The sequence below is a fragment of the Paracoccus methylovorus genome (genome assembly GCF_016919705.1).
In the GTDB taxonomy this organism is placed as follows: domain Bacteria; phylum Pseudomonadota; class Alphaproteobacteria; order Rhodobacterales; family Rhodobacteraceae; genus Paracoccus; species Paracoccus methylovorus.
In genome coordinates, this window is record NZ_CP070372.1 from 112,556 (window position 1) to 127,420 (window position 14,865).

A 14,865-nucleotide genomic window follows, 5' to 3' on the forward strand; every position below is an offset into this window, starting at 1 on the left:
GGTGGGTGTTGCGCTGCTATGAAGAAAGCGACAGCGATCCCAACGACCAGTATCGTCCCAAGCCCAATAGCGAGATAGCGCAGCATCGAGAACACCCAAAATCATTATTGCGCAAAGACTATCCGATCCCTTCGACCTTTGCCAATGCCCGCAAGGTTGGACGGGCGGCTGCAAACACCGAAAAGTCATCGCTTTTCCTTCTCGCTGAGGATGAAAAAAGGGATTAATGTAACGGCCATGCGCAGATTGTTCCTCACCCCGCTTCTTGTCGCCCTTCTGGCTCAGCCCTCGGGCGCAGAGGATGCCGACGACGGTCCCGCCGCAGACCAATGCGTGGTGCTGATGCATGGACTTGGGCGCACCGAAATCTCGTTTGTGATCGTGGAGCAGGCGTTTGCCGCCCTTGGCTACCAAGTGGTCAACCTGCACTATCCCTCGACCGAGGCGACGGTTCAGGAATTGCTGGGTTATGTCGATGGTGCGGTCGAGGAATGCGGTGACAAGCGAGTGAACTTTGTCACCCATTCGATGGGCGGTATCCTTGCCCGCGCCTGGCTGAACGACAACCGGCCCGAGAACATGGGCCGGGTCGTCATGCTCGCGCCGCCCAATCAAGGATCAGAGATCGTGGATGCGCTTGGCGATTTGGCGCTCTACCGCTTTTTCACCGGGCCGGCCGGGCTGCAACTCGGCACCGGCCCGGACGGGCTGCCCTATCAGCTCGGCCCGGTGGATTTCGAACTGGGCGTGATCGCGGGAAGCCGGTCGTTCAACCCGTTGCTGTCCTCGCTGATCGAGGGGGACAACGACGGCAAGGTTTCCATTGCCAGCACGATGGTTCAGGGGATGACTGATCACATCGTGCTGCCGGTGACGCACACCTGGTTGATGAACAGCCCGTTGGTGATCGGCCAGACGGTTGAATTTCTTGAACATGGCAGGTTCGATCCGGAACTGACGATGCGCGATATACTACGCCGGTTCACACAGTAGCATCAGGCCAGAGAGGCAGGCTTCTGTCATCTCAATAGCAGTCCTCGACCGACCAATGGACGGGGATATCCGCGATCGAGGCCGTGGGGGGCAGGTTCAGTACGGTTTCTGCGATTACGGCGATGTCTTCGGGTCGGGTCAGTTCGGTCATGTTCTGGACCATACCTGCCGCCATCTCTGTTGCCACAAAACTGGGACAAATCGCGGTGGTGCGCACCAGATTGTCGCGCCCGCATTGCCGCAACCCTTGCGCCAGCCCCATCAGTGCGAATTTCGATATGCCGTAAAGCCCCGATCCGGCAGATTTCACGCGCTTGCCGGACAGGGACGACATCAGCACGATCCGGCCGGGATGGGGTTTGCCCTGGGGCAGGGCCTCCAGATGCGGCCAGGCAAGCTGCGCCAGCCGCAGGGGTGACTTCACGTTGATCGCGATCAGCCGGTCGAATTCATCCTCTTGCGCCTCCAGCACGGTGGCCCGGCTATGGATTCCGGCATTCAGGACCAGCCCGTCGAGCCGTCCGAACCGGGCAATGGTCGCGTCTATCCAATCAGGCTCGGATGCCGGGTCCAGCGCGTCATAGCGGCAAAGCAGTCGCGTATCCGTCGTCTGCCCGGCATTCTCTGGGTGCCGAAGCCCCAGACTGACATTCCAGCCCGCGGCAAGCATCCGTGCCGCAATCGCGGCACCGATACCGCGCGAGGCCCCTGAAATCATCACGGTCCGAGCCATCATTTCCTCTCCATTGCGCCTGACGGCTCTGTATGGTTCGACACCGGGCGGGGATGTGCTGCCTGCGGGTCGGTTATTTCGCGCCGGCATCCTCGTTATGTGGCAGAACGTCAGCGTGATGTTCAGCTTCGTGGATCGCCGCACCCATGATCGCGATGGCGTTCCGCTCGGCCGCTTCGTCCAGAATATTCAGCGGCGCGAGCAACGAGATTGCCGTTTCCATGCCGCGCAGACTGTCGTTTCTGATCGGCAAGGTCAAAGTCAGGCTTTCGATTCCCGCGCTGCGCCGGATGCCGCGCATAAAGCCGTTGCGAAGAAACTCGGCGATTTCACCCTCGATCTGGGCACGGCTGAGTTCCCATTCCGCCAGTCGCGCCTCGATCATGTTCAGGCAATGGCCACGACTGCGGGCGTCCATCATGCCCAGAATGCAGACACCCGAGATGCCGACCCCCAAGGGAATGCGGCCGCCAATGCCAGAGACATAGGGCTGCGCGGCGATCTGGCCCATCTGATAGTCCAGACAGATCGTGTCGAGCCCTGACCGCACCATCAGATAGGTGGAAAACTGCGTGCGTGCCGTGATGTTGACCAGCGCAGGGCGATAGGTTGCCACGATCTCGTTCACGCCAATGCTGCGATGGGCCAGCGCATAGGCGGCAGGGCCAAGCATATAGTTTGCGCGATTGCCGCTTTGAACGACAAGACCGTAATCGGCAAGCGCGACCAGGGTCCGGTGGACCGAGGATTTCGCCTCGCCGGTGGCTTCTGCCAAGGCGGCCAGAGCCATACCCTTGCGATCGGCCTGTCCCAGCAGGATCAGGATTTCCGCCGCACGCCCTGCATTCGAGGATGATTGTCTGGCCAAATGTCGCTCCTGAAGGCTTTACCGCCGTTCCGGGTTTGGCGGGAACGGCGGACAAGTCAAGGTTTGCGCGTCTTAGACAAAGCGTTTTTCGCGCAGATCGCGGGAACGGGCGACAGGGTCGCGCAGATCGGGGTCGCCATATCCCCCCGCGCCGGGGGTGACGATCTCCAGAACATCGCCGGCTTCCAGGTCCACCGCATCCCGTTCAAAGCCGCTTTGCCGACCGTTCAGGGTGAAATAGCCGCTGGCGCCCGGCTGGCCTTTGTCCAACCCCCAAGGCTGGGAACCAAGGCGCGCGCCCATGACCTGCACACGGCAGGGCTTTTCTGCACGATAGACTCTTCGCAGCCCCATGCCCCCGACGAACTGGCCGTTACCGCCGGACCCGTCCACAAGCTCATAGCGCCGCAGGGTGATGGGGTATTCGTTCTCCAGCGCCTCGACCGGCAGGTTCGAGGTGTTGGTCATATGGACATGCACCCCGTCCAGCCCGTCCTTGTTATGACGGGCGCCAAAGCCGCCGCCGATGGTTTCCAGATAAACCCACAGCGAGCCATCCTCGCGCCGCCCGTTGAAGCTGGCCACCGCGACCGAGCCGTTGGACGCTGCGGTGACCCGATGCGGCACGACCGGGGCAAGGGCCCCGTGGATCAGGTCGACGACCCGCTGGCACGCGGTGATGCGACCATCCACCGCTGCCGGATGGGCGCAACGCAACAGCGTGCCCTCCTGCGCGGTAACGGTGATGGGACGGGCAAGACCCGCGTTGGGCAGCACGGTCGGATCAACAACGGTCTTGACGGCGTAATAGACCGTCGCGAGCAGTGCGGTATAAACCACGTTGAGACCGGCGCGGACCTGCGGCGGGCTGACGAAATCAAGCGCGATTTCGTCCCCCTTGACGTCGATCGTGACCGACAGGTCCAGCGGCTGGTCCAGCGCCTCGCTGTCAAATACGTCCGAGAAGGTATAGCGCCCGTCGGGAATGGCGCTGATGCCTGCGCGCATTTTGCGTTCGGCGTAATCCATCAGTTCGGCGCCGGCGGCCAGCACCGTCTCCAGCCCGTATTTCGCGCACAGCTCGGTCATGCGGATCGTGCCCAGCCGGTTTGCCGCCAACTGCGCCCGCAGATCCGAGATACGCTCGGCCGGCACCTGACAGTTCAGCAGGAACAGGCGCTGGATATCCTCTTGCAACTCGCCTTGCCGATAGAGGCGCACAGGTGGGATGCGCAACCCCTCCTGATAGATATGGGCGTGGCCGCGGTCGGCGAAATCCGAGTGATGGGCGGTGTTGATCGCCCAGGCCACCAGTTTGTTCTCGACGAAGATCGGCTCGGCCAGAACGATGTCGGGCAGGTGGGTCCCGCCGCCCTCATAGGCGTCATTGCCCATGAACACGTCGCCGGGGTGGATGTTGTCCTGACCGAAATGGGTCAGGATCCACGGGATGAAACCAATGAAACTGCCCAGATGCATCGGGATGTGCTCTGCCTGGCACAGCATCCGCCCCTCGGCATCGAAAAGCGCGGTCGAACAGTCGCGGCGTTCCTTGATGTTGGTGGAATATGAGGCACGCACGAGCGCCTCGCCCATTTCCTCGACGGTCGAGGCAAAGGCCGATCCGATGACCTCGACCGTGATCGGGTTAAGCTTCAGGCGGGTGGTCATGTTCACTTGCTCGCCTCCAGAATGAGGTTCAGATAGGCATCTACGGTCGCAGACATGCCGGGCGGGACGACGGTGGTGGAATCCATCTGGTCGATGATCGCCGGGCCTTGAACGACATTGCCCGCTTTCAAAAGCGCGCGGTCGTATAGTGTCGTTTCCACGAAATCCCGACGTTCGACCATCCAGACCGGGCGAGAGCCGGTGACGGCGGCGCCAGAGTCGCTTCCCTCCAGCGGCTGGGGTGCAAAATCGGCCTTTTGCACAAGGCCGCTGGCGGCGGCGCGGAAGGTGACAAGCTGCATCGGCTCTCCCTCGGCGACGAAACCATATAGCTGGCGGTGCGCGGCAAGAAAGCCCTCGCGAATGGAATCGAACGTGGCGTCCGTGATCGGACCATCGGGCAGCGCGATGGCGATTTCATAGTTCTGGCCGGCATAACGCACGTCGACGGCCAGATTGAGCACGCGGGCTTGCGGGGCGATGCCCTCGGCCTCGAACCAAAGTTCCGCGCGCGACTGCAGGTCGGCAAAGATTGCGGCGACCGTGTCGGGGGTGGCCTGATCCAGCCGCATCAGGCTGGTGGCTGAAAAGTCGCTGCGCAGATCGGTCATCAAAAGACCCAAGGCGCATAGCACGCCGGGCGTGCGCGGGATCAGGACGCGGCTCATGCCCAGCTCTTGCGCCAGACGGGCGGCCTGCACGGGGCCTGCGCCGCCAAATGCCACCAGCGTATAGTCGCGCGGATCGTGGCCCCGCTGGACCGAGATCACCCGGATCGCCTTGGCCATGTTCGCAACGACGATATCAAGGATGCCATTTGCGGTTTCCAGTATCTCCATGCCCAGCTTGTCGGCCAGCTTCTGGATCGCCGCCACCGAAAGCTGACGGTCGATCTTCATACGACCGTTCAACAGGTATTCGGGGTTTTGCGTTTGCAGGACGACATTGGCGTCGGTGACCGTCGGCTCATCATTGCCAAGCCCGTAGCAGGCAGGACCGGGATTAGCACCGGCGCTGCGCGGTCCCACCTTCAAAAGCCCACCGTTGTCCACATAGGCGATCGAGCCGCCGCCCGCACCGACGGTATGGATATCGAGCATCGGCACCTTCAGTGGATAGCCATGCACGACCGCCTCGTTTACCACCCGGCATTCTCCGCCCGACAGCAGCGCGACATCCGAACTTGTGCCACCCATGTCAAAGGTGATCAGGTTCTTGATTCCGGTCATCCGACCGATCGCCTGCGCGGCCACCACGCCGGTCGAGGGACCCGACAGCACCGTTCGCACCGGCATTTCGGCCGCAGTGTCAAAGGCGATCACACCGCCATTCGATTGTGTCAACTGCGGAGCGATCTTCAGACCCAGATCGGCCAGCTTCTTTTTCAGCGCACGGACATAGCCCTGCATCACCGGCCCGAGATAGGCGTTGACCACGGTGGTCGACAGCCGCTCGTATTCACGGAATTCGGGGGCGATATCCGACGAGATGGCCGTAAATGCGTCGGGGAATTCCTCGGCGATGATCGCGGCAGCGCGGCGTTCATGTGCATCGTTGAGAAAGCTGTAGAGAAAGGAGACCGCAAGCGACTTGACGCCTTGCGCCTTCAGCTCTCGCACGGCTTCGCGAAAGGCCTCTTCGTCCAGCGCCTCTTCGACCGAGCCGTCTGCCCGCATACGCTCGACCACGCCAAGGCGCAGATCGCGCGCAACCAGCGTTTCGGGCTTGTCGGCTTGCAGATCGTAAAGGTCGGGGCGCTTTTGCCGGCCGATTTCCAGCAGGTCGCGGAAACCGTCGGTGGTGATCAGGCCGGTCTTGACGCCACGGCCCTGGATCAACGCATTCGTGGCGACGGTCGTGCCGTGGCCCAGAAAGTCGACCTCGTCGGCCGTGGCCGAGACGCGCTCAAGCCCTTCGGACACACCCTGCGTAATGCCGCGTGACGGATCGTCGGGGGTTGAGGAGACTTTCCAGATCGTCACCTCGCCAGAGGTGTCATTGAACAGGCAGACATCCGTGAATGTGCCGCCGGAATCCACGCCGATACGCCAAGTCATACGTTTTCCCTGCATCAGTTGTCGGGCGTAGGGCTGCGGCAATCGGTTGGCCGCCCGCCTTTTCTGCCCCGGTTGACCTGGGCCATATCAGTCCTCGAATCTGACAGTGGTCAATCAAATTCTTACAGTTGGGACAAAAAATAAATCTTATACTGATAATCAGAATAAAAGAGGAAATCTGAGGAAAGATCCGCCCGCAAAATAAGCAGAATGAGTGCTATAATTCTTATAATAGGAATTAATAATAAATTGTCATCTGATAGATGGAATATACTTGACCGAAGAAAAAATGAACCGCAACCTTCTCGCAGTGAAACCACCCAGGCATCACCTGTGGCGGCCCATGGCCGAGGCTTCGATAACCGCCCCCTCAAGCGGGCGACAGCAGGGAAAGCAAGTCATGCAACTTAACAGACGAAACTTGTTGAAGATCGCCACCGCCTCGGGCGCCGTTCTGGCACTGGGGGGACGTTTTGCCCATGCGCAGGGGGCACAGAGCCTGCGAATCGGGTTGTCCACCTATCCGCCGCATCTGCGCCCCTGGGTGAATGTCGGTTATTCCGGTCATCTGCTGAGTTCGCTGATCAATCGCAACCTGATCAACTATAACGAACAGGGCGAGCTTGTCGGAGAACTGGCCGAAAGCTGGGAAAACGAGACCCCCGAGACCTGGCGCTTTACCCTGCGAGAGACGCATTTCCACGACGGTAGCCCCGTTACCGCGCAAGACGTGGAATGGACTTTCGAACAGATCAGGGCCGATGGTTCCGGCGCCTATATGTTCGATGCCCTGCGCACCATCACAGGATTCGAGGTGATTGACGAGCGCAATTTCCGCTTGACCACCGAATCGCCGCTGGCCACCGTTCCGGCGCTGATGACCTTTCCGTTCCTGTCGATCATCAAGTCCGGCTCTACCGATTCCGAGGATCAGGGGATCGGCGCAGGTCCTTATCGCATCGCCTACGCCGAGAAGGGCGTTTCGATCGAGCTGGAGCCCAATGAGCATTATTTCAAACCCGGCCTGCCGGCACTGTCCGGGATCGTCATCACCCCCTATGCCGATGAAAGCGCGCGGGTCGCGGCGCTGAGTGCAGGGGACGTCGATATGATCGACTATGTGCCGTGGTCGGCGATGGCCTCGATCGACCGGAACCCCGCCTTGGCGCTTCACAAGGCCGATGCCGGCGCCTTCATGTATCTTAGCTTCAACGGGGATGGCGTATTTGCCGATCCGCGCCTGCGTCAGGCTGTGGCCTTTGGCCTGCGGCGGGATGAGTTCGTCAAGTCGATCTTCTTTGGCTTCGGCGCCGAGATGACCGGCCTGCCGCGCACGGCGGGCAGCCCCTTCCACCACGACGATCAGGCGGCGTTCTGGGGCTATGACCCCGAACGGGCCAAGGCGCTGCTGAAAGAGGCCGGGCATGAAAACGGGCTGACGGTATCGCTGCTGGCCACCTCGCAATACTCCATGCATCGTGACACGGCAGTTCTGGTGCAGGCGCAACTGGCCGAGATCGGGATCACCGTCAACCTGACCATGCCCGACTGGGCAACGCGGGTGAACCTGGGCAATCAGGGCGCGGGCGATTTTGCGGTTCAGGGGGTGGGACTGGACAATCTGGACCCCGACGCCGTGACGACGCTGATCGACCCGTCGCTGTCGCCAACATACCTGCGCAGCCGCAATTTCAAAGTCGAGGGTCTGAGCGATCTTCTGGAACAAGGTCGCGGCGAAATGGATGCGGCCAAGCGGGTCGAGATTTATCGGCAGGCGGACCAGATGGTTCTTGATGCAACCTCGATCTGCGGGCTGTGCTATCGTGCGACCGGCTTTGCCGCAAAGGCGGGCGTTCAGGATCTGGCCATGCTGCCCGACCAGCTTTCTCCGTTCTCCTCGGTGCTGTTTGACAAGCTGAAACTGGCCTGAGCCTTCCTGCCGGGCGCAGGATTGTGCCCGGCCCTTACTGACTGATCCAAACGAAAGGCGGCCTGATGGGGTGGTTCCTTCGACGCGTGGCCCAAAGCCTCGTCATGCTTTGGGTGGTGATCTCACTGGTCTTCCTGTCCATCCATTTCGTCCCCGGCGACCCGGCCGAGCTTTTGCTGTCGCAGGACGGCGGCTCGCCCGATCCGCTGATGGTCGAGATGCTGCGTGAACAGCTGGGGCTGAACCGTCCGCTGTTCGAACAATACCGCCATAATATGGCCGGGATGCTGCGTGGTGATCTGGGCGTTTCGATGGTTGACGGCAGTTCGGTCGGCAAAGAAGTGATGCGGCGTCTGCCACGCACGCTGGAGCTGATCGCGGCGGCCGGCATTCTCAGCCTGCTGATCGGTATTCCGGCCGGGGTGCTGTCGGCATTGCGGCCCAAAAGCCAGTTTTCGCGGATCGCTTCGATGGCGGCGGGGACGGCGCAATCGGTGCCGGTCTTCGTTCTGGGCACGCTGGTGGTGGTGGTGTTCGCACAGATTCTGGGCTGGCTTCCGGCCGGAGGGTTCGCACCGATCTCGCGTGATCCGGGCAAGCATCTGCTGCTGCTGATCCTGCCTGCCGCGACCATCGCGATCGGGCTTTCGGCGATCGTCTTTCGCATCACGCGCGCCTCGATGCTGGATGTATTGCCGCTGGATTTCATTCGCACCGCGCGCGCCAAGGGCGTGCCTGCGCGCAGGGTGGTGATCCGTCATGCGCTGCGCAACGCGCTGATGCCGGTCATAACCGTTTTCGCGCTGCAATTGGGCGGACTGCTGGCCGGCACGGTGCTGGTCGAGACCGTCTTTAACTGGCCGGGCCTGTCAGGGATGCTGGTCGCGGGCGTCAACGCCCGGGACTATCCCGTCGTCACCGGAGTGATCGTCGTCGTCTCGGCCTTCTACATCGGGCTGAACCTGCTGGTGGACGTCATCTACGGCATCACAGATCCGAGGGTGCGCAAATGAAACAGGCCTTCCAAAGCCCCTCGGGCATTCTTATGGCATTGATCCTCGCCATCGCTTTCATCGGACCCTTGCTGCCTCTGGCCGATCCGCTGGCCATCGACGTGGCCGCGCGGTTTGCCGGACCTTCGGTGGCGCATCCGTTGGGTCAGGATGAATACGGGCGCGACCTGCTGTCGCGGCTGATCCACGCGATGCGCTCGGCCATCGTGATCTCGGGCGGGGCGGCGGTGATCGCAGCCGTGATAGGGGTCACGATCGGCGTCGTCGCGGGCTATGTGCGCGGTTTTTCCGAGGCATTGTCCCTGCGCATCATGGACGTGATCTTGTGCTTTCCGCCCCTGCTGCTGGCGATGCTGGCCGCGACGCTTTACGGTGCCGGGCCTGCGACGCTGGTGCCGGTGCTGGCGCTGGTCTTTGTGCCCAGTTTTACCCGCGTGGCCCATGCCAGCGTGATGACCGTCCGGGGCCAGGACTATGTCGATGCGGTCAAGCTGATGGGTGCGCCGGCATGGCGGATCGTCTTTCGCACCATCCTGCCAAATATCGCCGGCCCGCTGTTCGTGCAGTTCAGCTTTGTCGTGGTGATGTCGGTCATCCTTGAATCCGGCCTGTCGTTCCTGGGTCTGGGCGTGCTGCCGCCTCAGCCATCGCTGGGGATGATGATCGGCGCCGCGCGCGCCACCTTTGCGCAAGAGCCGTGGCTGCTGCTGGCCCCTTGCCTGTCGCTGATCGTTTTGGTGCTGGTGCTGAACGCATTCTGCGACCATCTGCGACAGCTCTTCGATCCAAGGCGGAGTTCGGGCGTATGAACCAGGATCAGACGGACATGACTGCGATGCAATCCGCCGAACACCCCCTGTTGCAGGTCTCGGACCTGACCGTCGGGTTCCGCCGCGGCGCGGACTGGAACGATGTGGTCCGCAATGTCGGCTTCAGCGTCCACGGCGGCGAGACGCTGGCCATCGTCGGCGAATCCGGCTCGGGCAAAAGCGTTACCTCGATGGCGCTCATGCAGCTTTTGCCGCGCGAGGGCACGCGGATCTCGGGGCAGGCGATGTTCCGGGGCACCGATCTTTTGCAACTGGGCGAACGGCAGATGGAGCGGATCCGGGGCGACCGGATCTCGATGATCTTTCAGGAGCCGATGACATCCCTGAACCCGGTGATGACCATCGGCGCGCAGATCGCCGAGGCGATCCTGATGCACCGCCGTGTCAGCCCTTCCGAGGCGCGGGCCGAGGCGCTGGCGATGATGGACCGGGTGCGGATTCCCTCGGCCAAAAGCCGCTATGACGCTTATCCTCATCAGTTCTCGGGTGGGATGCGGCAGCGGGTGATGATCGCGGCGGCGCTGGCCTGCCAGCCGGACCTGCTGATCGCGGACGAGCCCACGACGGCGCTGGACGTGACCATTCAGGCCCAGGTCCTGAGCCTGATCAAGGAACTTCAGGCGGAAAGCGGCATGGGGGTGATCTTCATCACCCATGACATGGGCGTGGTGGCCGAGGTATCCGACCGCACGCTGGTAATGTATCATGGCGACGTGATCGAGGCGGGCACAACGGAACAGATTTTCCGAAATCCATCCAGAACCTATACCCGGGCACTTTTGTCCGCCGTGCCCCGGCTGGGCTCAATGGCCGGCAAGGGGGCCCCTACGCCCTATCCGATCTTCGACATTGCCAGTGGCAAGGTGACGGAACCCGTTGCCCGGCCCGATACGCTGCATCCCGAACCGCCCTATCTGCTAGAGGTCCGCGATCTTTCCAAACGCTTTGCCATCCAGAGCAAGCTTTTCAAACGGACGGTTGCGCGCGTCCATGCGGTCGAGGGGGTGAACTTCACCCTGCGTCGGGGCGAGACGCTGTCCATCGTCGGCGAATCCGGTTGCGGGAAATCGACGACGGGAAAACTGATCACCGGCCTGCATCCCAAGGATTCGGGGCAGATCACGCTGGCCGGACGCGATCTTCAGGCGATCCCCGCCGCGGAACGTGCGCATGACATCCAGATGATCTTTCAGGACCCCTATGCCAGCCTCAATCCCCGGCTGCGCGTGGGCGAAGCGATCACCGAACCCTTGCGCATTCACGGCAAGGTCAGCGCGGCGGAAGAGCGACAGATAGCTGCCTCGCTGCTGGGCCGCGTCGGGCTGAAGCCGGATATGGCCGGGCGTTATCCGCATGAGTTCTCGGGTGGGCAGCGCCAGCGGATCTGCGTCGCACGGGCGCTGGTGATGAAACCCAAGGTCATCGTGGCGGACGAGGCGGTCTCGGCGCTGGACGTCACCATGAAGACGCAGGTCGTCAACCTGATGATGGATTTGCAGCAAGAGATGGGGCTGGGGTTCGTCTTCATCAGCCATGACATGGCGGTGGTCGAGCGTATCAGCCACCGGATTGCGGTGATGTATCTGGGCGAGATCGTCGAGATCGGCCCGCGCGCCGCCATCTTCGACAATCCGCGCCATCCCTATACCCGCCGCCTTTTGGGGGCTGTGCCCGTCCCCGATCCCGCGCGCCGGCATCAGCGCAGCACCGTGGCTGTCACTGAATTGCACAGCCCGGTCCGGTCGGCTGACTATAAGCATCCCGAACGGCGTTATCTTGAGATTTCGGACGATCACTTCGTTCTGGAAACCGGGGATGACTGGCAATGACGCCAGCCCCCTTTGAGTATGCGAGCCTCAGCTATGACCACGCTTTCCATTCCCGTCGCCCCCTTCGTCGGTGACGATACCCTTCCTGCGGCCGTCGATGTGGTAATCGTCGGCGGCGGCATCATCGGCGTGACGACCGCGCTGGAACTGGCCGAGCGCGGGGTCTCGGTCGCGCTTTGCGAAAAAGGCGTGATCGCGGGCGAACAATCCAGCCGCAACTGGGGCTGGACGCGGCAGATGGGCCGGGATGAACGCGAACTGCCCTTGTGCATGCATTCGGTCGAGATGTGGTCGCAGATGAACGCCCGCATCGGCCGCGAGACAGGCTGGCGGCGCACCGGCATCAGCTATCTGTCCTATAACCGGCGTGACCTGAAAGGCTGGCTGACCTGGGAAGAGATCGGCCGCCGTCACGATCTGGACGCACGGATGCTGTCGCAGGCCGAAATCGCACAGAAGCTGCCGGGCAATAACGGCGGCATCCTTGGTGTCCTGCATACCGCCTCGGACGGCCGGGCAGAGCCGTGGATCGCGGTCCCGGCCATGGCAGAGGCCGCCCGCGAAAAAGGCGCTCATATCCTGACCAACTGCGCCGTGCGCACGATCGAGACGGCGGCAGGGCGGATCAATGCCGTGGTGACCGAGCGCGGCGAGATCCGTTGCCAATCGGTAGTCATCGCGGGCGGGATCTGGTCGCGTCTGCTTCTGGGCAACATGGGGCTGGACTTTCCACAGTTGAAAGTGATCGGCCCCGTGGCCTGCGTGGATGGGGTTCAGGGGCTGACCGACATGCCCGTCGGCGCGGGTGACTTTGCCTATCGCAAGCGGCTGGACGGCGGGTTTACCGTCGCGGTCAGGAACAAGAGCCTTGCGCCGCTGACCCCCGATCATTTCCGGCTGCTGACCGACTTCTTCCCCACCTTCCTGACGACATGGCGCGAACTCAGCCTGCGGTTCAACGGCACGTTCTTTCAGGAAATGATGACAAAGCGAAAATGGCGCGCCGATGAGCAGACCCCGTTCGAGGTCTGTCGGACGATGGACCCCCCTGCGGTCCCCGGCTTTACCCGCAAGGCGCTGCGCAATCTGGCGCGGGCGTTCCCGGGCTTTGCCGACGCGCGGGTCCGGCACGAATGGTCGGGGGTGATGGATGCGACGCCCGATGCGATCCCGGTCATCAGTCCGGTTCATACGGTTCCCGGGCTGCATGTCGCCTCGGGCTTTTCGGGGCATGGTTTCGGTATCGGGCCGGGGGCGGGACAACTGATGGCCGACCTGATTACCGGCGATCGTACCCGGGTTGATGCGAAGGTGTTCGATATCAGCCGGCTACGGCCCCGTTATGGCGCGACCAAGGCGCAGGGCCTTCGACCGAAGTCCGCGGCCGCCTGAAACAGCCCGGCCGCCGCCCCGGACCCCGATCCAAATCGAACATCTGAATGGAGGAACCAGCATGACCCATCGCACCCCCGCCCAAGCATTTTCTGATCAGCCGCGCGACTGGCGCAACTATATCGACGGCCGCTTTACCGATAACGGGGCCGAGATGATCGACGTCCTGAACCCCGCCACCGGCACGCTTCTGGGTCGTATTCCCGAAACCGATGCCGATCAGGTCGATGTCGCCGTCAAGGCCGCTCGTCATGCGCAAGGGGCGTGGGAAAAGCTGCCGGCCATCGAACGCGCGGGCTATCTGCGCAAGATCTCGGCCAAGCTGCGCGAGCACCGGCTGGAACTGGCGGATCTGATCGTCAAGGAACAGGGCAAGATCCGCGGGTTGGCGCAGGTTGAGGTCGATTTTACCGCCGATTACATCGACTACATGGCCGAATGGGCCCGCCGCATCGAAGGCGAGGTGCTGACGAGCGACCGCCCGAACGAAACCATGCTGTTGCTGCGCAAGCCGGTCGGCGTGGTGGCGGGCATCCTGCCGTGGAACTTTCCGTTTTTCCTGATCGCGCGCAAGATGGCCCCGGCGCTGGTGACCGGCAACACCATCGTCATCAAGCCCAGCGAGGAAACCCCGCTGAACGCCTATCTCTTTGCCGAGCTTCTGGCGGAAACCGATCTGCCCGCCGGCGTATTCAACCTGATCGGCGGCCGCGGTCACGTCTCGGGCGAGGCGCTGGCCTCACACCCCGGCGTGGACCTGATCACATTCACCGGCAGTGTCGCGACCGGTTCACATATCATGCAACTGGCCGCCAAAAACCTGACGCGGGTCAATCTGGAACTGGGCGGCAAGGCCCCGGCCATCGTGCTGAAGGATGCCGATCTGGATCTGGCAGCGCAGGCGATCTACGATTCGCGCGTCATCAATACCGGACAGGTCTGCAACTGCGCCGAGCGCGTCTATGTCGAGCGCCCGGTCCACAACGCATTCGTGGAAAAGATGAAGGCGCTGTTCGAAGCCACGCGCTATGGCGATCCGTCGGTTCTGGAGGATCTGCACATGGGGCCTTTGGTCAGTCAGGCCGGGCTGGAAAAAGTGGCCCGCGCCGTGGACCTTGCCCGCGAGCAGGGCGCGCAGGTGATCATCGGCGGCAAGGCCGCCGATCTGGGGCAGGGGTTCCATTATGAGCCCACACTGATCACGGGTGCCACGGAAAAGATGGATATCATGCAGCGCGAAACCTTTGGGCCGGTTCTGCCGATTCAGGTGGTGGACGGTCTGGATGAGGCCATCGCTTTGGCGAATGACAGCGAATATGGCCTGACCTCTTCGATCTATACGCGCGACCTCAATGCGGCGATGCAGGCCGCGCGCGAGCTGAAGTTCGGCGAAACCTACATCAACCGCGAGAATTTCGAGGCGATGCAGGGCTTCCACGCCGGCCGCCGCAAGTCCGGCATCGGGGGCGCAGACGGCAAGCATGGGCTTTATGAGTTCACCGAAACCCACGTCGTCTATATCGCTGGCTGACGTCCCCCGATTACGCGC

Annotated in this window: 12 protein-coding genes; 8 read left to right on the forward strand and 4 right to left on the reverse strand. The window is 62.3% G+C overall.

Annotation, left to right across the window (positions count from 1 at the left end; genetic code table 11):
- The first annotated feature begins 5 nt into the window (after positions 1-5).
- Both JWJ88_RS21040 and JWJ88_RS21045 read left to right on the forward strand, forming a co-directional pair.
- Entirely contained in the window at positions 6-227 is a 222-nt protein-coding gene (locus JWJ88_RS21040) for a hypothetical protein (protein ID WP_205297157.1), read from the forward strand.
- Positions 228-237: 10 nt separating this feature from the next.
- Positions 238-993, forward strand: coding sequence for a lipase family protein (locus JWJ88_RS21045; RefSeq protein WP_205297136.1), 756 nt, complete (start codon positions 238-240; stop codon positions 991-993).
- Between the two features lie 31 nt (positions 994-1,024).
- Here the strand turns inward: JWJ88_RS21045 and JWJ88_RS21050 are convergent, their stop codons facing one another.
- The 4 genes from JWJ88_RS21050 to JWJ88_RS21065 form a co-directional block, all read right to left on the reverse strand.
- Positions 1,025-1,729: an SDR family NAD(P)-dependent oxidoreductase gene (locus JWJ88_RS21050; protein WP_240200399.1), complete on the reverse strand. Its 705-nt coding sequence runs from the start codon at positions 1,727-1,729 to the stop codon at positions 1,025-1,027.
- A 70-nt stretch (positions 1,730-1,799) separates the two neighbouring features.
- Positions 1,800-2,594, reverse strand: a complete 795-nt coding sequence (locus JWJ88_RS21055) for a helix-turn-helix domain-containing protein (RefSeq protein WP_205297137.1) — start codon at positions 2,592-2,594, stop codon at positions 1,800-1,802.
- A gap of 72 nt (positions 2,595-2,666) precedes the next feature.
- Complete coding sequence (locus JWJ88_RS21060) at positions 2,667-4,265, reverse strand: hydantoinase B/oxoprolinase family protein (protein WP_205297138.1); 1,599 nt, start codon at positions 4,263-4,265, stop codon at positions 2,667-2,669.
- A gap of 2 nt (positions 4,266-4,267) precedes the next feature.
- Positions 4,268-6,322, reverse strand: coding sequence for a hydantoinase/oxoprolinase family protein (locus JWJ88_RS21065; RefSeq protein ID WP_205297139.1), 2,055 nt, complete (start codon positions 6,320-6,322; stop codon positions 4,268-4,270).
- A gap of 400 nt (positions 6,323-6,722) precedes the next feature.
- On the opposite strand from JWJ88_RS21065, the gene JWJ88_RS21070 reads away from it, so the two are divergent.
- The 6 genes from JWJ88_RS21070 to aldA all read left to right on the forward strand — a co-directional run bounded on the left by JWJ88_RS21070 (position 6,723) and on the right by aldA (position 14,847).
- A complete protein-coding gene (locus tag JWJ88_RS21070; protein WP_205297140.1) occupies positions 6,723-8,252 on the forward strand; it encodes an ABC transporter substrate-binding protein in 1,530 nt (509 codons plus the stop codon).
- Between the two features lie 65 nt (positions 8,253-8,317).
- The gene (locus tag JWJ88_RS21075; RefSeq protein ID WP_205297141.1) at positions 8,318-9,265 is read left to right on the forward strand and encodes an ABC transporter permease; all 948 of its coding nucleotides are present in this window, start codon (positions 8,318-8,320) and stop codon (positions 9,263-9,265) included.
- Complete coding sequence (locus JWJ88_RS21080) at positions 9,262-10,074, forward strand: ABC transporter permease (protein ID WP_205297142.1); 813 nt, start codon at positions 9,262-9,264, stop codon at positions 10,072-10,074. Before JWJ88_RS21075 ends, JWJ88_RS21080 begins: the two co-directional genes overlap by 4 nt.
- On the forward strand, positions 10,071-11,924 hold the full coding sequence (locus tag JWJ88_RS21085; protein ID WP_205296932.1) for an ABC transporter ATP-binding protein: 1,854 nt from the start codon (positions 10,071-10,073) through the stop codon (positions 11,922-11,924). The genes JWJ88_RS21080 and JWJ88_RS21085 overlap by 4 nt, the downstream gene beginning before the upstream one ends.
- A 33-nt stretch (positions 11,925-11,957) precedes the next feature.
- Positions 11,958-13,316 (forward strand): NAD(P)/FAD-dependent oxidoreductase, encoded by a 1,359-nt coding sequence (locus JWJ88_RS21090; protein ID WP_205296933.1) that lies wholly within the window; start codon positions 11,958-11,960, stop codon positions 13,314-13,316.
- Positions 13,317-13,377: 61 nt separating this feature from the next.
- On the forward strand, positions 13,378-14,847 hold the full coding sequence (gene aldA / locus JWJ88_RS21095; protein WP_205296934.1) for an aldehyde dehydrogenase: 1,470 nt from the start codon (positions 13,378-13,380) through the stop codon (positions 14,845-14,847).
- Positions 14,848-14,865 lie beyond the last annotated feature (18 nt).